This window comes from Burkholderia sp. PvR073 (assembly GCF_054055695.1).
The window spans coordinates 468593-489641 of record NZ_JBSRXO010000002.1; the positions used below are offsets into that span (position 1 = coordinate 468593).

Genomic DNA, 21049 nt, shown 5'->3' on the forward strand with positions numbered 1-21049 from the left:
ACCATTCGCACGGGTAATGCGTGGAACCGGTATGGGGCAGCGTGTTGATCGGTCGTTGACGGTTTCGCGCGACCGTCGCGCTCGGTTCGGTCAGACGAATCGCCTGTCGACCGGAGTTCGGCTTCGTCGGTGTCGTGATTTGGCCGACGGGTAGATGACAGTCACCAAAGCGTCTTCACGTGCGGATACGCACGAATCTTTTCGTCACGCGTGACGAGCGACGCGCCGAGCCGCCGCGCGGTGGCGACAATCATGCGATCGGCCGGATCCTTATGGAACGTGCCGGGCAGGGCGGTGGACTTCGCGGCGATGTCGGCGTCGACGGGCACGAAGCGCATGCCGTCGATTTGCGCGACCGTCGCGAGCCACGCATCGACGTCCATCGTCAGCGCGAGGCGTTCGTTGCGCACCAGCATCGCGATTTCCCATGCGGAGATCGCAGAGGCTGCAAGTGTGCCTTCGCCGCGCGCGCGATCGATCGCGCTTCGCGCCTTCTTGCTGAGCGATGGATCGCCCGCCACCCACCACACCAATGCATGCGTATCCAGCACGATCACCGCGACGCCTCCCAATCATCTTCCGCAATCGGATCGAGAGGATTGTCGTAGCGCATGACCGAGCCGCGCAATATGTCCAACGGCTGGGCTTCGCGCGCGTGGTATGGCCGGATTTCGAGCGTCGGCTTGCCGTGGTCGGTGACGATGAGGCTTTCGCCCGACGCCTCGACGAGCCGGAAGTATTCGAGTGCGCGAGCCTTGAATTCGGATTTCGATACGGGAGCGTGCGGCATCATGATATGAGCATGGTCATTTGACGATGGTCATTTTAGATCGGCGTGGCGACCTGATGCAAGCGACGAGCGGGACGGTCTCGGCCGACGTTTTCCGTGGTGGCACGGCTTTGCCGGAGATCGCCGACCGGCGAGGCCGCAAGCGGTCGGTCGCACGACCGGCGAGCCGATGCATGATTGTCCAGGTGACATGCGCACGGGCTTTGGGAGGCTCGGGGAGATGCGGCGCGATCGGGACGCGATCGACAGGGCAAGCAGAGCCCCGCCAGAACAAGGCGCTGCCCGACCTGGATACGGTGAGTCATGGCGAACGCAGGAATTCTGATGCCGCTATCGCGGTGCTCATCCGAACCCGACGTGCCATACGGGAAATGGCGTGACTTCGCGCGATTGCGCAGGCAAGTTGGAACGAATTATTGGATGGATCGCATTGGGTGGCGCTCCCTCGCCGCGGTGAAGAACGCGCGCCACGGAATGAACTGTGGTCCGTCAACTAGTCGTGATTGATATATTGCACTGGTAGTAACCGGTCTGTCGGCCTTCGCGCCCAACTATTACGAAGCGAATTCCGCATGTGACTTGTCCCTTGCGGGCTGCGGTAGATTTCCAGTGCCACAGTTTTATATTGTTATTCACGGTTGGCTCACTCGGGTTTCCCGGGTTTGGAGTGAGAGTTGTTCCATTAAACGACTCTAATTGTGGCAGAGTGATTACTTCGTCAGTGCCGACGAAATCATAAATTTCGCATGGGTCGCCAAGCCCAAGCGCAGAGGCCCGCCAATAGACCGGATCGAGCAAATTGAAGGATAGGTTGTTATCCTTGGCACTCTGGCCGCTTCCGGCAATGGAAACATGCGAGGGGTCCACGGTAGAAGGATTGGAAGCGCTATTGTTGAATCCAACCGATTTTGCGATCGACTCCGTGTCGATTGCTACCAAAACGTCGATCACATCCGTATCCATAATTGTCTCCTTAAAAAGGGATGCGCCGAAATCGCCAGGCGGGATTTCGGTATCATGCAATTTCCACGACTGGTGCTAATTCTTAATGTTTAATAGTCATACCATAAGAACATAGCTCAAATTCGGAGTGCATGCTATCTCGATTTTGTAACGCAAGATGTGAAATCGATTACGCTGTCAACGCTCGGTCGCTACTCGCGGGCATGTGTATTACTTCTACCGAAAAGCCACCCTACGCATCCGCCCATTTCCGCAACAGGTTGTGATAAATCCCCGTCAATGAAATGACCATCGGATCCTTCGAACCTTTTTCCGCGGACAGCGCCTGAATCTGCGTATCGAGCTGGAACAGCAGCGTGCGGTCGCCGTCGTCGCGCACCATGCTCTGAATCCAGAAGAACGACGCAACGCGTTCGCCACGCGTCACCGGCGTCACGTGGTGCAGGCTCGACGCCGGATACAGCACGAGATCGCCGGCCGGCAGCTTCGCGCGATGCACGCCGTACGTATCTTCCACGCACAGCTCGCCGCCGTCGTACGCATCGGGCTCCTCGAGAAACAGCGTCGCCGACAGATCGCTGCGCACACGAAAATCCGTGCCGCGCAGCAGCCGGATCGCGTTGTCCACGTGCGTGCCGAACGTCTCGCCGCCTTCATAGCGATTGAACAGCGGCGGAAACACCTTCAATGGCAGCGCCGCCGAAAAGAACAGCGCATGCCGCGCCAGCGCATCCTGGATCGCATCGCCGACCGCCCGTGCGACCGGCGATCCTTCCGGCAACTGCCGGTTGCGCTTCGCGAGCGCCGACTGCGCGCCGGACGTCGCATTGCCGTCGACCCAGTCGGCAGTGTCGAGCAGGTCGCGGCATTGCGCGACCTGCTCCTTGGTCAGCACGCCGGGGATATGAAGCATCATGATTCGAATTCCATGCCGTGAGACGGCAGCTGCAGCGCCGCCGCGCGCAATGCAGCGAGCGGCGACGACGCAAGATACGCACGCATCTTCGCGACGAACGCCGGCGTAGCGGTGGCCGGCACGCGCGCGAGCCAGGCAAGCGCTTCGTCGATGCGCCCGCGCTCGGCGAGCAGCCGCGCATAGTTGAACTGGCCGCGGAAGTCGCCGGCCTCGGCGGCGCGGCGATAGTGATCGAACGCGGTGTCGACATCGGCAGTCACGACCCAGCCGTCCTCGTAGAAACCGCCGATCAGGTTGATCGACTTCGCATGGCCGAGCGCGGCCGCGCGGCGAAACCAGTCGAGCGCGTCGGCACGGTTCTCGTCGATGCCGTTGCCGAGTGCGAGCGCCGTCGCGTAGTTGTACATGCCCCAGTCGAGCCCTGCCTGCGCGGCGAGCCGGTACCAATACACGGCCACCGGCGCGCACGCGGCCGTGCCCCAGCCGAATTCATAGCAACGCCCGAGCATGTTCATCGCCATCGGGTGGCCGGCCCGCGCCGCATGCCCGAACCAGCCGAACGCGGCGGCCGGATCGCGCGCGACGCCGTGTCCGTCGAGCAGATACTGTCCGTAGACGGCCTGCGCGTCGACGATCCCGTGATCGGCCGCCGCCGCGACCCACGCGGCGGCGCGCTCGGGCGGCCCGGCCAGGATGTCGGCGAACGCGTGCGGCGACACCGACGCGAGCGCCTTCAGCGAGACGGCTTCCATCGATCAGTAGCGCGCATTCAGCGTGATGAACGCCGAGCGGCCCGGCGCGATCGACGCGTAGTGCGCCGGATACGCCTGATCGAAGTACGTGCGGTTGAACAGGTTGTTCACGTTCAATTGCAGGTCGAGCTTCTTGTTGATCCGGTACTGCGCCATCGCGTCGAAGCGCCAGTACGACGGCACCGCGCGCAGGTTCGCCGGATCGCCGAACACTTCCGACATGTAGAACGCGCCGCCGCCGATGGTGAACTTCGGCGTCACGTCGTAGTTCGACCACATCGTCAGGCTGTGCTTCGGCGTGTTCGGGAAGCGGTGGCCGTCGTTCGCGGCGTCCTTGCCGTTGTCGCGCAGCTCGCTCTTCATGTACGTGTAGCCGCCGAACACCTGCCATTGCTTCGTGATCTGGCCGGCGACGCCGAGCTCGAGACCCTGCACGCGCTTGTTGCCGACCATCGCGTACTGGTTGTTCGGCAGCGTCACGCGCGCATTCGTCGTATCGATCTGGAACAGCGCGGCGGTGAGCGCGAGCTTGTCGTTCAGCACGTTCCACTTCGTGCCGAGTTCGATGCTGCGGTTCTTTTCCGGCGCCATCTGGTCGGCGTTCGGCCCGACGCCGCCGCGGCCCGGCGTGAGCGACTGCGTTTCGCTGCCTTCGCCGAGCAGCATGCCGGCCGGCGTCGACGACGTCGCATACGACGCGTAGATGCTGCCGTTTTGCGCGGGCTTGAACACGAGGCCGGCCTGCCAGTTGACGAGCGTGTCGTCGCGCGTGGTGGTCTTGCCGCCGTTGGCCGTGGTGTCGGTGAAGCGGGTCGAGTAGTCGTCGACGCGCACGCCGCCGTTCACCTGCCAGCGCGGCGTGATCTCGATCGTGTCGAAGCCGTAGATCGACTTCGTCGTGGTGCGCGCATGCGCGTAATCGTTGTTGCGCGTGACCGAACCGGCCCACGGATCGTTCGGGTTCGGCGACCACAGGCTCGTGCAGTTGTAGCCCGATGCGGCGCCGATGCCCTTCTGGCAGATCTTGCCGGTGTCGGTCGCCACCGTGTACGAATCGCGCTTGCCCCATTCGCGCGACAGTTCGATGCCGGTCGTGAAACTGTGCTTGAACGGGCCGGTACGGAATTCGCCGAACAATTCGGTCAGGTTCGCGAGGCTGTTGATCGAGCTGTCGCGGTTGTTGTTGCGGCGCCAGACCTTGCCGTTCACCACGTTGCCCTGGCTGTCGTCGGGCTGTGTCCAGATGTAGTCCTGCGTCGATTCCGTATAGCGCATGGTGTTGCGCACCGTCAGTCCCGACGTGATGTCGTGCTCGATCCGGATCGTGCTGATGTCGGACGTGGTCTTGCGGAAGTCGCGGTCGATCAGGCCGTAGAAGTTGTGGCGGTCGACGGGCGCCGGATAGATCGTGTCGACGTTCGCGGGCTTGTTCGACGTCGTGTAGAAGTACGGAATGCCACCGTCGGGCATGTCGTCGGTCGACAGGTGGTAGTAGCTCGCGGTCACGCGCGTCGGCCTGCCGAGACCGAATGCGATCGACGGCGCGACGCCCCAGCGCTCGTTGTTGACGACGTCGCGGCCGGCGACGTCGTTGTTGTGGCTCATCAGGTTCAGGCGGAACGCGGCGTGATCGGCGAATTGCCAGTTGCCGTCGGCCGTGAAGCGGCGATAGCGGTCGGTGCCGAGTCCTGCGCTCGCGGCGGCCGTCGTGCCGAGGTGCGGGGCCTTGGTGATCAGGTTGATGCTGCCGCCCGCGCCGCCGCGGCCGCCGTACGCGCCGTCGGAACCCTTGGTGATCTCGATGCGCTCGGTGTTGAAGATCTCGCGGGTGGTCGCGCCCGTGTCGCGCATCCCGTCGACGAACATGCTGCCCTGCGTGTCGTAGCCGCGGATGAACGGACGATCGCCGAGCGGGTTGCCGCCTTCGCCCGCGCCGAACGTGATGCCGGGCACCGTGCGCAGCGCTTCGGTCAGCGTTGTCGCACCGCTGTTCTGGATCAGCTCCTGCGGGATGACGGTCACCGACTTCGGCGTGTCGACGAGCGGCGCGGTGAATTTCGCGGATGCGGAAAAGTCGGCCTTGTAGCTGTGCTCGGTCTTGCCCTGGATCTCGATCGGTGCGAGATGGCCTTCGGTGCTGACCGGGGCGGGCGACGGCGTGCCGTCGGCGAACGCGGGGCTCGCGGCGAGCACGCTGCACAGGGTGGTGAATTTGCCGAGCTTCAGCTCGTCAGGACGGGACTTCATGGTGCGCTTCGACCTCGCGGTGTGGCCCGGGAACGGCGCGTTACGCAAACGTGCATGCCGCCCGGAATTATTACGATTTGTTTTCAGCGGGCATTCTATGTAATTTTCTTTTGAATGAGAAGCATTCTTGTTTGCATTTGTGAGAAAACGTTGCCGAATGTGACGGAGGCCTTCAGGGCTTGCGGGGCGGGGGAGATGGCCGAATGGCCGAATGTGAAGGGCGTTTCGAACGAGCTACAGTGGTTGCGTTTTCATTCGTCTCCCGTGACAGCAAGGTGATAATATGAATGCATTGAAAGCAATTGTGGCGGGGTGCATCATGCCGGTTATTACCGTTCGAAATTTGCCCGACGAGGTGCATCGCGCGCTTCGCGTCCGTGCGGCGCAACATGGTCGCAGTACCGAAGCGGAGGTGCGCGCCATCCTCGAGGAGGCCGTTCGGCCCGGCGGGCGGGCGAAGCTTGGGACGCTGCTGGCCGAAATCGGGCGCGAGGCGGGTGGTGTCGATTTCGAGATTCCGCGCGAGAGCGCGCCAATCGATCCGATGAGCTTCGAATGATCCTCGTCGATACCAACGTCATTTCCGAGCCGCTGCGGCGCGAGCCGAGTGCGGCCGTGATCGAATGGCTCGATGCGCAGAATGTCGAGACGCTGTTTCTTGCCGCGATCAGCCTCGCGGAAATGCGCTTCGGCGTGGCCGCGTTGCAGGAAGGGCGAAGGCGGGACTGGCTGCACCAAAGCATCGAGCAGCGCGTCGTGCCGCTGTTTCGCGGCCGGATCCTGCCGTTCGACGATGCGGCCAGTAAAGCGTATGCGAGCCTTCGCGCGAAGGCTCGCGCCACGGGCAACGCGATGGCGTCTGCCGATGGATTTATCGCTGCAACGGCTGTGGCGAACGGGTTGATCGTGGCGACGCGTGACGTCGCGCCGTTCGAAGCGGCGGGCTTGCGCGTGATCGACCCGTGGGCCCGATAACGCCGTGCCGGCCGCTTGCGCGTCACCCGCGCCGAAAATGAAAACGCGCCGTGCAAGGCGGCGCGTTGTGCGTCATGTCGGCGTGCGCGGCCCCTGAACTGAAGCGATCAAGGGCGGCCGCGTGGCGCCGGATGCGGGTCAATCGATCCCGTGAAACACCGCATCCTCCGGCCCGAGGTACGCCGGCGGGCGCCATGTCGCGTCGCGCATCGAGTGCTGGACGAGATTCTCGACGCCGAGCAGCACCGCGAAGATCGCCATCCGCACCGGAATGCCGTTGTCGGTCTGCCGGAAAATCGCGAGACGCGGATCGCGGTTCAGGTCGACCGACAGGTCGTTCGCGCCGGGCCGACTGTCGCGCGGCAGCGGGTGCATGATCAGCGTGTCGGGTTTGCAGACGGAATCGACGAGTGCCTGGTTGATCTGGAAATCCGGCGTGTAGCCTTCGAACGACTCGTCGGTGAAGCGCTCCTTCTGGATCCGCGTCGCATAGACGACATCCGCGCCGCGCAGCCCCGCGGCGAGGTCGTTGGTCTGCTCGATCACGTGGCCGTTCGTCGCGATCTGCTCGATGATGTACGCGGGCATTTCGAGCGTCGGCGGCGATACGAGCGTGAACTTCAGCCCGCGATACAGCGCGAGCAGCTTGACGAGCGAATGCACGGTGCGGCCGTATTTCAGGTCGCCGACGAGCGCGATGTGCGCGCCGTCGACGATCTTGCCGAGTCGCGAGAATTCGCGCTGGATCGTATAGAGGTCGAGCAGCGCCTGGCTCGGGTGTTCGCCCGGGCCGTCGCCGCCGTTGATCACCGGCAGGTTGGTCGCGCGGGCGAATTCGGCAACCGAGCCTTTCTCAGGGTGACGGATCACGAGCGCGTCGACATAGCCGGCCATCACGCGGCTCGTGTCGTAGATCGATTCGCCCTTGGCCATCGACGAGAACGTGAAGCCGGTCGTGTCGCATACCGAGCCGCCGAGCCGGCAGAAGGCCGCGCCGAACGACACGCGGGTGCGCGTGCTGGCTTCGAAGAACAGGTTGCCGAGCACGGCGCCTTCGAGCACGCGCGAAATCTTGTGGCGGCGCGCGATCGGCTGCATCACGTCGGCCACACGGAAGAGCGCCTCGACCGAATCGCGCGAGAACTGGTCCACCGAGATCAACTGCGGCTTGCCTTCGAACAGGAACTGCTTCGAGAGCCCTTGTTTGTCTACGCTTTGCGTATAGTCGCCGCCGTCCGGGGCCGAGCGTTCGACGATTTCCGACACGAAGCGCTCGACGATCTCGGGCATTCCGCGCGATTCCTGCGAGTCGTCGGGCAATAGCCACGTATCGAGCGCGCGACGACTTACGCCGATGCGGTTCGCGAACGCTTCGCGGGTCATGTTGAGGCGACGCATCGCGTCGCGCAGGAAGGCTTGCTGGGGAACGGTCATCGGCAGCACCTGATGGAAAATGTACGCGGTGCGTATATTAGTTTGCGAGCCGGCGAAGTCAAGGAAAATCTGCGTGCCACGGCTGTGTGGCCCGTGTGACACCGGCTCGGCCACTACTGGCGTGCGGCGGCCGTCTCCGTATAATCAGGTCAGGCCCCGTGTCCTGCGCGTTGCAGGGCACCACGCCGCATACGATTCGCCCGGTCGGGCTTGTTGATTCGAAGGAGAATGAGAATGACGCGTACGATTGCTGCAGTGCTGCTGGTGGTGACTGCCGCGCTCGCCGGTTGCAATACCGTTGCGGGCGTGGGGCAGGACATTTCGAAGGGTGGCCAGGCGATCAGCGACTCGGCTGAAAAGGCGAAGTAAGCCGCCGGGTTCCGGAATGCAGAAGGCGCCGGGCCGTCCCGCGATTGCGGGGCGGCCCGGCGCCTTTTTTCATGGTTCGCGATGCAGGCGGAGGCGGCGTCAGGCGCTTTCCACGAATGCGTAACGGCCGTCGACCTTGCGGGGCGTGAACCAGCCGAAGTCGGGGAACATCCGGTTGCGGACGAACCAGACGTAGCCCAGCAGGATGACCGTCACCCCGAGGCTCGGCAGCGCCGACGACGGATCGTGTGCGAGATCGGCGATGGTCTTCGGCAGTTGCAGCAGCGACAGAATGATGAACGCGTGATACGCGCCGACGCGATGGGTCGCGAAGCCCCAGATGAACAGCAGGGACAGCGGCACGGTCAGCACGAGAAACAGCCCCGCAAGGCCTTTGCCGAGCATGCCGGTGCTGCCGGATTCGCTGGCGGCGGCCGCGATGAGATAGCCGAGTGCGAGGCTGATCAGCAACTGCGCGATGCCGAGCCCGATCAGGATCCAGGTGTGCACCTTGTTCTTTCTGCACAGCTCGGGGTCGGGGCGCGACGCGATCAGGCGCGCGAGTACGTGATCCTTGAGGCCCTGTCCGGCCAGCTCGGCCAGCACGTCGGCCTTCCTTGCGCCCTCGGACAGCAGCACCGCGATTCTCGTTCTGGCTTCCTTCTTGTTCATGGCGATGCGAATTATTGTTCGATGGTTGTCAAATGGCCCGGCCCCGCGAATATTGCATCTTGCGCGACGGCGCGCAACGGTTTTGCCGCGCGCGGACACATTCCTACAGTCGTCGCTCGCGCGGATCAATCGCTGGCGGTCGACGTGGATGCCGCCGGCCCCGTCGGCCCCGTCGGCAACCTCGACCGTGCATCCGTTTCGCGTGGCGGCGGTTCACGTCGCCGCGTCGCGCCCACCAGCATCCCCGTGACGACGAGCGCGATGCCGAGCAGCCGCGTGCCGCCGAGCGTCTCGCCGAACAGCGCGACGGCGAACAGCACGGCCGAGACCGGCGCGACCGCCGTGAACAGCGCGGCCTCGGTGCCGCTGGTGCGTGCCGAACCCGCATACCAGCAGAGGTAGCCGAGCACGGTCGGTACCAGCGCGTAGTACGCGATCGCCGATATCGCGCTGATGGTCCAGCCGGTCGCCAGCGCGTGCCATTCGAACGCGGCTGGCGCCAGCGCGAGCATGAAGCCGAGGCCCGACATCGCCGTCGACAGCGCGAGCGGCGGCAACGGTGTCGACAGCCGCCGGTTGAGCAGGATGAACACGGCTTCGCATGCGACGGCGGCCAGCACCAGCGCGTCGCCGGCGAGCGTCCGCAGCGACGGCATGGCCTGGCCGGGCGCGAACGTGACGAACAGCACGCCGGCGGTGGCGAGCGCGGCCGCGCCCCAGTCGCGCGGCGTCTGCCGCTCGTGCAGCACGAGCGCCGCGATCAGCGTCGACATCGCCGGCAACGTGCCGAGCATCACGCCGGCATCGATCGGCGACGACAGCTTCGTGCCGCTGATCAGCAGCACGGTATAGCCGACCCCGCCCGCCGCCGCCTGGACGACCAGCAGGACGGCGTCGCGTGCGGAGATACGCGGCCATTGCATTCGCTGCGCCCGCATCAGCCCGTACAGCAACGGGGTTGCGATCAGGAAGCGCAGCGCGGTGGCCGCGAACGGCGGCAGGCCGTCGGCCGCGAGGCGGCTCGCGATGACGGTGCTGCCGACGCCCGCCATCGCGGCGGCGAGATAGAGATAGCCGATCAGTCGTGTCTTCATGCGCCGCATCGTGCCGTGCGGCGGCGCGGGCGTCTTGAACGAAATTGCAGCGAGAATGGCGAGCGGGAGGGCGCGGGGTGGGGCGCTGTGTCCACCGTCGGGGCGGCCGGTAACGCAGGCATCGAGCGCTGCCGCTACGGAATGCGACGAATGGCAGCGATCCGCGCCGCGGTGCCGCCGTGCCGCGGCCAGCATCGCCTCGGGACCCTTCCTTCGGGACAACCAAGCCCGTCAGCCGGCCTGCGTGAATCGCCCAGGCGTGATGCCGAACTGGCGCGCGAATGCGCGCGTCAGGTGGCTCTGGTCGGCAAACCCGGCTTCGGCCGCGGCATCCGCGATCGGCCGGCCGCTTGCAAGCAGCGCACGAGCCAGTCGCGTGCGCGATTGCAGCAGATACGCGTGCGGCGTGATGCCGAGCTCGCGCGCGAACCCGCGCAGCAACTGGAAGCGGCTCACACCGCTCAGGCCGGCCAGTTCGGCAAGCGAAACGGGTGCCGCGGGTGCCGCATCGAGCCGCTCGCGGGCCATGCGGATCGCCGGCGCGACGCCGGCGGCCGGCAGCGCGCGGTTCGAATGCCGCGCGAGCAGCCCGGCGACCAGCGTCACGAGGGCCTCGTCGCGGGCGAGCGGCAGGGTTTCCCCTGCGACGATCCGTGCATGCAACCGGCCGAAGGCGGCGGCGAGCCGTGCGTCGCGCACGGCCGGGTGTGTGAGCTCGACGCCCTCGAGGCCTTCTTCCGTCGCGACGCCGGCCACCAGCGCGGGCGCGAGGTACAGCATCCGCCAGCGCCGACCCGTGCCCGCATCGATCGGCATCCCGTCGTGCATTTCGCCCGGATTGACCATGATCGCGTCGCCGGCCAGCGCGTCGACCTGCCCGCGGCCGCTCCACGACCGATGCGCGCCGCTGACGATCACGCCGACCCCGAATTCGTCATGCGCGTGCCGCGGAAACGCGCGATCGGACTCGAGGCTGATCGCCTCGATTCCTTCGTCGGTCCGTCGGTAATGGGTGATGCGATGCATGTGCGCTCCTTGCGCCGGCAGCGGCGCGGATCACGTGCACTCTAGCGCGTTCCGGCGCCGCGCGCCCTTCATCCTTTTGGCCGATACCGCGCGGCGCGCGCAGCCCGCACCATGTGCACATCAGCAGCGTACATGGCCCGCCGGGCCTGAAGCTGCGCGGGAGACGGCAGGTGGAACGACAGGATCCGGTATTCATTCAGGTTGGCGCGCTCGCGGACGGATTCGCGCCGGACGCGCACATCCTCGCGCCCGTGAACGCACTCGTCGGGCAATCGCTGACCCTCGTCGACGCATCCGGTGCATGGCGCGTCTATACGTTCGAGGCGGGCGCGTTGCAATGGCGCGACGCGGCGACCGATACGGGCGGCCGCGCACCGTGCCGCGTGACGCGGTTGCGCGACGCGCTGTACTTCGTCGATTACATCGATCCGGCCGCACGTGCGACGTCGGTCAGCCTCGTGATCGACGTCGGCAACGGCGTGTGGACGTCGGTGGTCGGCACGCTGCCGACCGAGGCCGACACGCATATCGACGCGTTCACGCGCGTCGCGCGCGGGCTGCCGCTGACCGGCGTCGACGCGGCGTTCCGGCACGGCACGCTCGGCGGCCACGCGCAGCCGGGCCCGCCGCACGGCCCCACGCGCGAACTGATCGGCAAGCGGACGATGTATCGCTACAGCCCGACCGAATGCTACGAGCACATCTACCTGAACGAGAACTTCTACGCATGGCAATGCCTGCAGGGCGTCGAAGGCGGGCTCGCCGACGTGGACCGCTGCCATTACTTCAGGATCGCCGATGAGCTGTATCTGTTCGTGTGGCGCGAGAAGGTGGTGCCGACGCTCGGCGTCGTGCTGATCGACCTCGCGCAACGCAAGACCGACGGCAAGATCTTCGGCTATCAGGGAGGCGATTTCGGCACGCTGTCGAACTTCCCGGTCGGCGCGCATGCGCAGGTTCTGAACGAAACCGTGCATCCGCTCGGCGACGGGGCGCAGCGATGAACGCCGTGCCGGGCAGCGGCCGCTTGCACGCTGATTTCAGCGGACGCGTCGTGCTGGTCACGGGCGCCGCGCAGGGGATCGGCGCCGCGATTGCGCGTCGTTTCGCGCAATCCGATGCGTTCGTCGCGCTCGCCGATCTCAACGCCGATGCGGCTGCCGCGCAGGCGGACGCGCTCGTCGGCGCGGGCGGCGCGGCGCGCGCGTATCGCGTCGACGCCGCGAGTCGCGACGAACTCGGCGCGCTCGTCGCGGCGGTCGAACGCGATGGCGGCCGGCTCGACGTCGTCATCCACAACGCCGCGTATTTTCCGCTGACGCCGTTTGCGCAGATCGACGAGCCGACGCTCGCGCGGACGCTGTCGGTCAACCTGTCGGCGCTGTTCTGGCTCGCGCAGGCCGCGCTGCCGGCATTCGAGCGGGCGGGGGCGGGGCGGCTGCTCGTCACGTCGTCGGTGACCGGGCCGCGCGTCGTCTATCCGGGGCTCGCGCACTACGCGGCGTCGAAGGCCGGCGTGAACGGCTTCATCCGCGCGGCGGCGCTTGAACTCGCGCGCCGCAACGTGACGGTCAACGGCGTCGAGCCGGGAATGATCCGCACGCCGGCGGCCGGCAATCTCGGCGATGCGTCGGTCGCCGCGCAGATCGCGCGCGACATTCCGCTTGCGCGGATGGGTGAGCCGGAGGACATCGCGAATGCGATGCTGTTTCTCGCATCGGCCGACGCGGCGTACATCACCGGGCAGACGATTGTCGTCGATGGCGGCGCGACGTTGCCGGAGAGCGGGGCCGTGCTGGGCGACACGTAACGCAAGCGTCGACGATGGCGCGATTGTGGCCGTCGCGTGTGCCGGCAGGTGCGTCGGCGGCCGGCCCGCGCGTCGTCGCGCGTGCTGCGCCTACAGCCAGCCGTTGTGAATGAACTCGACGATCGAATACCGGCGCGGTTCGAGCGCGTGCTGCCGGACGGCCTCGACGATCCGCGACACGCCGTCCGCGTAAGGCGACGCGCCGTACACGCGGGATTCGAACTGCAGGCTGCACGCGTCGTCCTCGATGCGGATCCGGTGGAATGCATGGCGGCCGAGCTGATCGTCGGGAATCTGCAATGCGTCGCGCTGCTCGTTCGGGTCGCGTACGGAGCGGATCTCCTGCGCTGGAATACCGAGCGACTGGCCGATGCCGACCGCGGTGCCGGGCACGGATGTCTTGCTGGCCTGATGCGACTCCGTCACGCTGATGCGGCAGTCGCGAAACAGATGGCCGCTGGTTTCCAGCATGCTCATGAACTTGAGCATCAGGATGTTCGTATTCGGACAGAGCACGATGGGGAAGTCGTGCGATCCGGTTTCGAGGTCGGAGCCGGTGGACAGCTCGACGAGCGGCGAACCGGTTGCCTGGCAGAATGCGATCGCGGCGGGCAGCTCGCGGCCGGACCCGGCGTGCACGACGATCGATCGGGCGTCGCTACGTCGGGCGTCGCTACGTCGGGTGTCGCTACGTCGGGCGTCGCTGCGTCGGGCGTCGTCGCTACGTTGCAGCTCGGTGCGTGCATGCTCGGACCAGGCCATCACGTGACAGGTTGACGGGTCGAGCCGGTGCGAGCCGAGCAGTTCGGTTGCCAGCTTGCCGGTGCCAACGACGATTACTTGCATGGGATAGACGGGTTGAGGTTCGGGTTTCAATACGAAAATGGCGCAGGCCGTTCAAGGGCCCGGCGCGATCATGATCCACCGCGCGGCGCACCGTGATCGCGCATTATGCCCGCCCGAGCGCGGCGCACCCATGCAGCACCGGCGTGTCGGCTTGCCGACGTGGCCGGCATCCACGCATGCGTCGTAGTGCCCACGCAAGCGTGAACGGCGCTACGCTGTCGAAACGCCGGCCGGGCGCGTCCGTGTCGCGGCCGGCATTGCCCCCTAACTACGCATCATCAAACACCCCTGGACCCAAGGAGAGCACATCGATGGAACACGACCTGAAAGGCAAGGCAGTCGCGATCACCGGCGGATTCGGTCATCTCGGCGTCGCCACGGCCGCGTGGCTCGGCCAGCGCGGCGCCCGCGTCGCGCTGATCGGCCGCGGCGCGGCGCCGGACGCGCAGGCGTTGCCCGGCGTGCCGGCCGATGCGCTGCGCGTCGGCGGCATCGACCTCGTCGATCCGCAGGCGGCCGCGCGCGCGCTCGACACCGTGAATCGCGAATTCGGCCGGGTCGACGCGCTGCTGAACATCGCGGGCGCGTTCGTATGGCAGACGATCGCCGACGGCGATGCAGCCACGTGGGACCGCATGTACGAACTGAACGTGAAGACGGCACTGAATGCGTCGAAGGCCGCGCTGCCGTATCTGGTGGCGAGTCCGGCCGGCCGTATCGTCAACATCGGGGCAGGCGCGGCGTTCAAGGCCGGCGCGGGAATGGGCGCGTATGCGGCGGCGAAGGCGGGCGTCGCGCGGCTCACCGAGGCGCTGGCGGCGGAGCTGCTCGATCGCGGCGTGACCGTGAACGCGCTGCTGCCGAGCATCATCGACACGCCGCCGAATCGTGCGGACATGCCGGACGCGGACTTCTCACGCTGGGTCCGGCCCGAACAGCTCGCGGCGACGATCGGGTTCCTGCTGTCGACCGATGCGCAGGCGATCACCGGCGCATCGATTCCGGTGAGCGGGCGCGTGGCATAGCGGGTGGCGGGCTATCGCGCTCGGGCACGACGTCAACGCATGCGGAATCGCGCACGCGGAATTTCCGCGATCGCCGCGATTTCAATCAGCAGATCGGGGCGGTAGAGACGTTCGACCTGGACGGTTGTCGTCACGGGATAGGGTTCGGCGAAGAACGTCTCGCGGATGTCGCCGGCCTGCATGAACGCGTCGATGTCGGTCGCGTAGTGAACCAGCGAGATCACATCCTGCATCTGCCCGCCCATCGCGGCGAGCACGTCGCGAATGTTGCCGAGCGTTTGCCGGACCTGCGCGCGCATGTCGGCGGCACCCACGACGCGTCCGTCCCTGTCGAGTGCGACCTGTCCCTTCAGATGAACGATCCGGCCGGCGCCCTGGACCACGGCCATCGAGAACGCGCCGAACGGCGCCCAGAGTTCCGGCGGATTCACTGCTTCGGCCATGACGCGGCTCCTGTTGGTCGGTCGTCGACGCGCGAACGCAGGGTCCCGTGCGGGCGGGGCGCCTGCATGTCGCAGTCCATCACCGTATACTGTTCGTTCAGCATCATGTGACCGAATGAAGACGTGACCAAGCCTGCCTCTGCGGATACGCCGGACGACGATCCGCGTCCCACCCCGCCCGAACAACCTGAACTGGAAGACTGCTGCAACAGCGGCTGCTCGCCGTGCGTTTTCGACCTGTACGACGAAGCGCTGGCGCGCTATCGCGTCGAACTGGCCGAATGGGAAGCGCGCCACGCGCCGCTCAAGCATCACCCGTGAGCCCGATGCCGGCGAGCGGTCGCGCCTGCACCGTTTCCGTGTCGCCGCCGGCAATGTGCCGCGAGCCCGCCACCGTCACACGCCGGCCCGCGCCCGTCGATGCATCGGCCCCAACGCGGCCGACAGCGCGACGCACACGAGCAGCACGACCGTCAGCGCCCACATCGCCGTCCTGAATCCCTGCACGTAGTCGAGCGCCCCCGGCTGCGCGCCGAGCCGCGCGAAGAACAACCCGCCGAGCGTCGCCGCACCGACGGCCGCGCCGATCTGCAGCATCGCGGTGACCATGCCGGAGGCGACCCCGGCGCGCGCCGCGTCGACTTCCGCGAGCACGATCCGCACGACCGACGGCAGCACGAGCCCTTGCCCGACGCCGATCGCCGCGAGGCCCGCATAGAAGCCCGCGCCGGGCGCATGTTCGCCGGCCAGCGCAGCGGCGGTCGCGACGCCGGCCGCGAGCATCGCGAAGCCGAGCGTGAGCACGCGATAGCCGCCGAACCGGGCGACGAGGCGCGGCATCAGCAACGGGCTGGCGAGGAAGCCGATGCCGAGCGGCAGGATCGCGAGCCCCGACGCGAGCGGCGACCAGTTCAGGCAGCCCTGCAGATAGATCCCGTAGCTCAGGAAGAACGCGCTCAGCATGTAGAACAGGAACGCGAGCGTGAGCCCGAGCGCGACGACCGGGTTGCGCAGCAGGCGCACGTCGAGCAGCGCATCGCGGCCGCCGGCGAGCCGGCGCGCTTCGACCGCCAGCAGTGCGCCGAGCATCGGCAGCGCGCCAACGACGCACGCGACCATCCACAGCGGCCAGCCCGCCTCGCGCCCGTGCGTCAGCGGATAGACGAGCATCAGCAGGAACAGCGACAGCAGTACCGTGCCGGGCACGTCGATGCGCTGGCCGCGCGGCGGCCGGCTCTCCGGGATGAAGCGCCAGCTGCCGAGCAGCGCGAGGATGCCGATCGGCACATTGACCAGGAAGATCGCGCGCCAGCCGAGCCCGAACGGATGCAGGCTGATCAGCGCACCGCCGCCGAGCTGGCCGATCACGGCCGCGAGGCCGAACACGAAACCGTAGAAGCCCATCACGCGCACCTGCTCCTGCGGGCTGAACACGCTGCGGATCGTCGCGAGCACCTGCGGCGCGAGGATCGCGGCGAACAGGCCCTGCAGCACGCGGCCGCCGACCAGCACCGCGCCGCTGCCGGCGAGCCCGCACAGCGCCGATGCGACGACGAAGCCGGCCATCCCGACCATGAACATCCGCTTGCGGCCGTACAGGTCGCCCAAGCGCCCGCCGGTGATCTGCACGACCGCGTTCGCACACGCGTAGGCCGACACGACGAGCTGCAGCTCGGCCGGGCGCGCACCGATGCCGTCGCGGATGGCCGGCAGCGCGAGATTCACGATGAAGTAGTCGAGCGGCGGCAGAATGGCGCCGACCAGCAGGACCACGAGCGCCCAGCCGTGATGGCTGCGCGGCGGTGCCGCGGCGGCTGCGCCGGCCGGTGCGCAAGGGGCGAGGGTGTTGTCGGTCATGAACGCAAGTCCGAGAGAATGAGGGCCGCATGCTGAATCCAGTCGAAACGGGTGTTCAGACGCGCCGGTGAACCGATATTCTGGGGACCGTCGATGATTCGGAAAAGCGGGAATTGGTGGTAGCATCCATCGGGTTATCCGATGGGTGGAGAGGGCGATGCGCGGTTTCGACCTGGATCAGTTACGCACATTCGCGGTGGTGGCGGACGCCGGCAGCCTGACGGCCGCCGCGCCGCGGCTGCACCTGTCGCAGTCGACGGTCAGCGAGCAGGTGCGCAAGCTCGAATCGCGCGCCGGCGTGCCGCTGTTCGTGCGCAGCAAGCGCGGCGTCGAGCCGACGCCGGCCGGCGCGCGCCTGTTGCAGCATGCACGGCGCATCGTCGCGCTGAACGAGGCCGCGTTCGACGAGCTGCGCGGACAGGCGATCAAGGGTGAGTTGCGCGTTGCGATCACCGACTACTACCGCACGCATGAAGTCGCGGGCCTGCTCGCGCGGCTGCGGGAGTGCTACCCGCAACTGAGCCTGCACGTGAGCGCGATGAAGAGCGCGGAGATCGAGGCCGCCCATGCGCGCGGGCAGATCGACCTCGGGGTCGTGATGAACCTGTCGAGCGGTCCGTTCCGGCCCGCGTCGGCCGATACGCGCTGGGTGCTGCGGCGCGAGCCGCTGTCGTGGGTCGCGTCGCCGGCGCTCGCCGAGCAGTTGCCCGAGCCGTTGCCGCTCGTGCTGCTGCCGGACGACTGCATGATGCATCAGATCGCGGTGCGCTCGCTCGACGAGCAGCACGCGCCGTACGTGCTCGTGCACAGCGCGTCGGGCGTCGCGGGGCTGCAGTCGATGCTCGCGGCGGGGCTCGGCGTCGGCTGTTTGTGCGCGTCGGCGATCGGTGAGGGCCTGGTGCGGCTCGGCGCGAAATACCGGCTGCCGGCGCTGCCCGACGCGGTGTTCTCGCTGACGCCGCCGATGCCCGGCGAGCGCGAGACGGTCACGCAGGCGCGCGAGGTGCTGTCGCGGCAGTTGCTGATGTGAAGCATGAAGCGGGCGGGCGCGGCGGGGCTGAACGGCCTAGTCGGCCGTCCCGTCGGCATACGCGCGCAGCCCGTTCGCCAGCGCATCGAACACGGCCCGGCAACGCGGGCTCGTGCGCAGATCCTCGTGCATGACCACCCAGGTCTCCAGTTTCATCGCGGGCCCGTCCGGCAGCACGCGCACGAGCCTCGCGTCGCGTTTCGCGAGCCCGTTCTGGCAGAAGCCGATTCCGTAGCCCGCGCGAATCATCGCGAGTTGCGCGAGATTGCTGTCGGTGCGCAGCGCGAACGCATCGCGCTTCCACAACGGCATCCCGCGTCCGGCCGAGCGGATGAAAGGCGTGACCGTATCGAAACCGATCAGCGCGTGATGGGCGAGTTCGCCGGTGGTCGATGGTGTGCCGTTGCGCGCCAGGTAGTCGTCGCGCGCAAACAGCCCGACGTCGATCTCGCCGACGCGCCGCGCGACGAGCGCGTCCTGCGCGGGCGGCGCCATCCGCACCGCGATGTCGGCCTCGCGGTTCAATACGTCCTGGATGCGGTCGGTCGGCACCAGTTCGATCACGAGCCCCGGATGGTCGCGCCGCAATTGCGCGAGCATCGGCGGCAGCACCTCGACCGCGATCACGTCGCTGGCCGAGATCCGCACGGTGCCGCGCACGCCCGCGCCGTGGCTCGCGGCCGCTCGCTCGAACGCGGCCGCCGCGCTGCGCAGCGCCTCGGCATGGCCGCGCAGCGCGAGGGCCGCCTCGGTCGGCAGCAGCCCCGACGGCGAGCGCGTGAACAGCGTCTGGCCGAATGCGGCCTCGAGCGCCGCGACGTGGCGGCCGGCCGTCGGCTGCGTGATGCCGAGCGCGCGCGCCGCGCCCGACAGCGAGCCTTCAGTCAGCACGGCAAGGAAGGTGCGGTAGCGTTCCCAGTTCAGATCGATGGTCATGCATAAATGTATAGCTGATCCATCAGGTTCGGCAATTCCTTATTAAGCGGCCGGGCGCCAGAATGCGTGCTGTCAACGGTTCATACACGGAGAACGGCAATGACGGCGAACGCAGGCGGGACGCAACGACAGGCACTCGTGCTCGGCGCGAGCGGAGGCATCGGCGGCGAGGTCGCGCGTCAGTTGCGCGATGCCGGCTGGCAGGTGCGCGCGCTCAAGCGCGGGCTCGACGCCGGGACGGTGGAGCGCGACGGGATTGCATGGATACGCGGCGACGCGCTCGACCGCGAGACGGTGGTCCGCGCGGCGCGCGGCTGCAGCGTGATCGTGCATGCGGTGAACCCGCCCGGCTACCGGAACTGGAGCGGGCAGGTGCTGCCGATGATCGACAACACGATCGCGGCGGCGACGGTGGCGCAGGCGACTGTCGTGCTGCCGGGGACTATCTACAACTACGGTCCCGACGCGTTTCCGGTATTGCGCGAAGAGGCCCCGCAGCATCCGACGACGCGCAAGGGCGCGATCCGCGTCGAGCTGGAGCAGCGGTTGCAGGCGGCGACCGCGCAGGGCGTCCGCACGATCATCGTGCGGGCCGGCGATTTCTTCGGGGCGCACGCGGGCAACAACTGGTTCGGGCAGGGGCTCGTCAAGGCAGGGCGGCCCGTTGCGGCCATCAGCGTGCCGGGCCGGCCGGGCGTCGGCCATCAATGGGCGTACCTGCCGGACGTCGCGCGCACGATGGTCGAGTTGATCGAGCGGCGCGACACGCTGGAGCCGTTCGCGCGCTTTCATCTTGGCGGCCACTGGGACGCGGACGGCACGCAGATGGCGCAGGCCGTGCGCCGCGTCGCGCAGCGGCACGGGATGCGGCCGACGGTGCGGCGTTTCCCGTGGTGGCTCGTGTGGGTCGCCGCGCCGTTCGTCACGACGATGCGCGAGATGATCGAGATGCGTTATCTGTGGCGCGAGCCGCTCCGGATGGATAACGCGCGGGTGACGGCGGTACTCGGCCGCGAGCCGGTGACGCCGCTCGATACGGCGGTGGAGGCGGCGCTGGCGGGGCTCGGGTGCTTGCGATGACGGTGGGCGGCGAAGGCGGGCGGCGGGCCGGCATGCGGTTGATGCCCATCGTTGCCTGCGTACCCGCCACGCTTCGTCACGCCACGACCGGCAATACCTCGATTGCATACCGGTGCCGCAGGCTGCGTCCGAGCACCGGATCGTGCAGTTCCATCTCGAACGCATCACCGTCGCCCATCGCCGCGATCGCGCCGTGCACGGCGACGGTACCGCCGAACATCGCGCAGCGTGCGGGCATCGTGCGCCGGTCGTCGAAGCGCTGCCACAGCACCTCCGGCGCGAGCAGTCCGCTGAGCGCACCGTGCTGATATGCGACGCGTTCGCCGCCGGGCCTGACCAGCCACGATCGCATCTCGATCGCGTCCCAGTGATCGGCGATGTCCGCATGACGCCAGGCATCGCGGCCGAGCGGTTTCGCGCACACCTGTTTCGACACCGCGACGCCGTAGGCCTCGACTTCCCGATCCGTATGATCGGAACCGACCGTCACCAGCGTGCCGGCCGGGCTGTCGATCAGCACGCACTCGATCTCGCCGCCCGAGCGCGCACCAAGCACGCCGATCGACGGCGCCTGCGTGAGCAGCGCGGACGCTACGCGATAGAAACACGGCGTGGTCGACGGCGGCGCGACGCCGAGCGCCGCGAGTTCGTCGATGTGTGCGCGGATCGCGTCCGGATCGCGGCCTGCCCAGCCGGCGATCACGACGCGTTCGATCTCGACGTCCACCTGTGCCGGTGCGCGTTGCAGGGACATCACGTTGAACGACAGGGCTTGCATGCGGGT

The 21049-nt window shown here is 67.3% G+C and carries 24 protein-coding genes; 9 read left to right on the top strand and 15 right to left on the bottom strand.

Features of this window, described 5'->3' with window-relative positions; translation table 11 throughout:
- Positions 1-161 precede the first annotated feature (161 nt).
- The 6 genes from ACVK00_RS09295 to ACVK00_RS09320 form a co-directional block, all read right to left on the bottom strand.
- Entirely contained in the window at positions 162-557 is a 396-nt protein-coding gene (locus tag ACVK00_RS09295) for a type II toxin-antitoxin system VapC family toxin (protein ID WP_228910014.1), read from the bottom strand.
- The gene (locus ACVK00_RS09300; RefSeq protein ID WP_011659184.1) at positions 554-793 is read right to left on the bottom strand and encodes a type II toxin-antitoxin system Phd/YefM family antitoxin; all 240 of its coding nucleotides are present in this window, start codon (positions 791-793) and stop codon (positions 554-556) included. Before ACVK00_RS09300 ends, ACVK00_RS09295 begins: the two co-directional genes overlap by 4 nt.
- Before the next feature lie 486 nt (positions 794-1279).
- Entirely contained in the window at positions 1280-1753 is a 474-nt protein-coding gene (locus ACVK00_RS09305; RefSeq protein WP_228908121.1) for an AidA/PixA family protein, read from the bottom strand.
- A 232-nt stretch (positions 1754-1985) separates the two neighbouring features.
- On the bottom strand, positions 1986-2669 hold the full coding sequence (locus ACVK00_RS09310) for a Fe2+-dependent dioxygenase (protein ID WP_284895354.1): 684 nt from the start codon (positions 2667-2669) through the stop codon (positions 1986-1988).
- Positions 2666-3421 (bottom strand): tetratricopeptide repeat protein, encoded by a 756-nt coding sequence (locus tag ACVK00_RS09315; protein ID WP_228908119.1) that lies wholly within the window; start codon positions 3419-3421, stop codon positions 2666-2668. Before ACVK00_RS09315 ends, ACVK00_RS09310 begins: the two co-directional genes overlap by 4 nt.
- Positions 3422-3424: 3 nt before the next feature.
- Positions 3425-5668: a TonB-dependent receptor gene (locus tag ACVK00_RS09320; RefSeq protein ID WP_284895353.1), complete on the bottom strand. Its 2244-nt coding sequence runs from the start codon at positions 5666-5668 to the stop codon at positions 3425-3427.
- A 319-nt stretch (positions 5669-5987) separates the two neighbouring features.
- Between ACVK00_RS09320 and ACVK00_RS09325 the strand changes: the two genes are divergently transcribed.
- Positions 5988-6227: a FitA-like ribbon-helix-helix domain-containing protein gene (locus ACVK00_RS09325; protein ID WP_228910013.1), complete on the top strand. Its 240-nt coding sequence runs from the start codon at positions 5988-5990 to the stop codon at positions 6225-6227.
- Positions 6224-6643: a type II toxin-antitoxin system VapC family toxin gene (locus ACVK00_RS09330; RefSeq protein ID WP_284895352.1), complete on the top strand. Its 420-nt coding sequence runs from the start codon at positions 6224-6226 to the stop codon at positions 6641-6643. Before ACVK00_RS09325 ends, ACVK00_RS09330 begins: the two co-directional genes overlap by 4 nt.
- Positions 6644-6781: 138 nt before the next feature.
- On the opposite strand, the gene ACVK00_RS09335 is transcribed toward ACVK00_RS09330, so the two are convergent.
- On the bottom strand, positions 6782-8077 hold the full coding sequence (locus tag ACVK00_RS09335) for an aspartate carbamoyltransferase (RefSeq protein WP_006758102.1): 1296 nt from the start codon (positions 8075-8077) through the stop codon (positions 6782-6784).
- Between the two features lie 234 nt (positions 8078-8311).
- Here ACVK00_RS09335 and ACVK00_RS09340 point away from each other — a divergent pair, with 234 nt between their 5' ends.
- A complete protein-coding gene (locus ACVK00_RS09340; protein ID WP_011659177.1) occupies positions 8312-8446 on the top strand; it encodes an entericidin A/B family lipoprotein in 135 nt (44 codons plus the stop codon).
- Between the two features lie 99 nt (positions 8447-8545).
- Here ACVK00_RS09340 and ACVK00_RS09345 read toward each other — a convergent pair whose 3' ends face one another.
- The 3 genes from ACVK00_RS09345 to ACVK00_RS09355 form a co-directional block, all read right to left on the bottom strand.
- Positions 8546-9118, bottom strand: coding sequence for a permease (locus tag ACVK00_RS09345; RefSeq protein ID WP_284895351.1), 573 nt, complete (start codon positions 9116-9118; stop codon positions 8546-8548).
- 125 nt (positions 9119-9243) lie between these two features.
- Positions 9244-10212: a DMT family transporter gene (locus tag ACVK00_RS09350; protein ID WP_284895350.1), complete on the bottom strand. Its 969-nt coding sequence runs from the start codon at positions 10210-10212 to the stop codon at positions 9244-9246.
- Between the two features lie 231 nt (positions 10213-10443).
- Entirely contained in the window at positions 10444-11238 is a 795-nt protein-coding gene (locus ACVK00_RS09355) for an AraC family transcriptional regulator (RefSeq protein WP_284895349.1), read from the bottom strand.
- 170 nt (positions 11239-11408) lie between these two features.
- On the opposite strand from ACVK00_RS09355, the gene ACVK00_RS09360 reads away from it, so the two are divergent.
- The gene (locus tag ACVK00_RS09360; protein ID WP_284895348.1) at positions 11409-12242 is read left to right on the top strand and encodes a molybdenum cofactor biosynthesis F family protein; all 834 of its coding nucleotides are present in this window, start codon (positions 11409-11411) and stop codon (positions 12240-12242) included.
- Positions 12239-13048 (top strand): SDR family oxidoreductase, encoded by an 810-nt coding sequence (locus ACVK00_RS09365; protein WP_284895347.1) that lies wholly within the window; start codon positions 12239-12241, stop codon positions 13046-13048. The genes ACVK00_RS09360 and ACVK00_RS09365 overlap by 4 nt, the downstream gene beginning before the upstream one ends.
- Before the next feature lie 90 nt (positions 13049-13138).
- Here the strand turns inward: ACVK00_RS09365 and ACVK00_RS09370 are convergent, their stop codons facing one another.
- Positions 13139-13894 carry a dihydrodipicolinate reductase C-terminal domain-containing protein gene (locus tag ACVK00_RS09370; RefSeq protein WP_284895346.1) on the bottom strand — a complete coding sequence of 252 codons (756 nt, stop codon included), beginning with the start codon at positions 13892-13894 and terminating at the stop codon, positions 13139-13141.
- A gap of 311 nt (positions 13895-14205) precedes the next feature.
- On the opposite strand from ACVK00_RS09370, the gene ACVK00_RS09375 reads away from it, so the two are divergent.
- Complete coding sequence (locus tag ACVK00_RS09375) at positions 14206-14919, top strand: SDR family NAD(P)-dependent oxidoreductase (RefSeq protein ID WP_228908110.1); 714 nt, start codon at positions 14206-14208, stop codon at positions 14917-14919.
- 32 nt (positions 14920-14951) lie between these two features.
- On the opposite strand, the gene ACVK00_RS09380 is transcribed toward ACVK00_RS09375, so the two are convergent.
- Complete coding sequence (locus ACVK00_RS09380) at positions 14952-15362, bottom strand: RidA family protein (RefSeq protein WP_228908109.1); 411 nt, start codon at positions 15360-15362, stop codon at positions 14952-14954.
- Positions 15363-15485: 123 nt separating this feature from the next.
- On the opposite strand from ACVK00_RS09380, the gene ACVK00_RS09385 reads away from it, so the two are divergent.
- Complete coding sequence (locus tag ACVK00_RS09385; RefSeq protein WP_043175699.1) at positions 15486-15683, top strand: oxidoreductase-like domain-containing protein; 198 nt, start codon at positions 15486-15488, stop codon at positions 15681-15683.
- 75 nt (positions 15684-15758) lie between these two features.
- Here the strand turns inward: ACVK00_RS09385 and ACVK00_RS09390 are convergent, their stop codons facing one another.
- Positions 15759-17219 (bottom strand): MFS transporter, encoded by a 1461-nt coding sequence (locus ACVK00_RS09390; protein WP_284895345.1) that lies wholly within the window; start codon positions 17217-17219, stop codon positions 15759-15761.
- A gap of 157 nt (positions 17220-17376) precedes the next feature.
- On the opposite strand from ACVK00_RS09390, the gene ACVK00_RS09395 reads away from it, so the two are divergent.
- Positions 17377-18249 (top strand): LysR family transcriptional regulator, encoded by an 873-nt coding sequence (locus ACVK00_RS09395; protein ID WP_284895344.1) that lies wholly within the window; start codon positions 17377-17379, stop codon positions 18247-18249.
- Positions 18250-18285: 36 nt separating this feature from the next.
- Here the strand turns inward: ACVK00_RS09395 and ACVK00_RS09400 are convergent, their stop codons facing one another.
- Complete coding sequence (locus ACVK00_RS09400; protein ID WP_228908106.1) at positions 18286-19185, bottom strand: LysR family transcriptional regulator; 900 nt, start codon at positions 19183-19185, stop codon at positions 18286-18288.
- 99 nt (positions 19186-19284) lie between these two features.
- Here ACVK00_RS09400 and ACVK00_RS09405 point away from each other — a divergent pair, with 99 nt between their 5' ends.
- Positions 19285-20265 carry an NAD-dependent epimerase/dehydratase family protein gene (locus ACVK00_RS09405; RefSeq protein WP_228908105.1) on the top strand — a complete coding sequence of 327 codons (981 nt, stop codon included), beginning with the start codon at positions 19285-19287 and terminating at the stop codon, positions 20263-20265.
- A 76-nt stretch (positions 20266-20341) separates the two neighbouring features.
- Here the strand turns inward: ACVK00_RS09405 and ACVK00_RS09410 are convergent, their stop codons facing one another.
- Positions 20342-21043: a DUF2848 domain-containing protein gene (locus ACVK00_RS09410; RefSeq protein WP_284895343.1), complete on the bottom strand. Its 702-nt coding sequence runs from the start codon at positions 21041-21043 to the stop codon at positions 20342-20344.
- Positions 21044-21049: the final 6 nt, after the last annotated feature.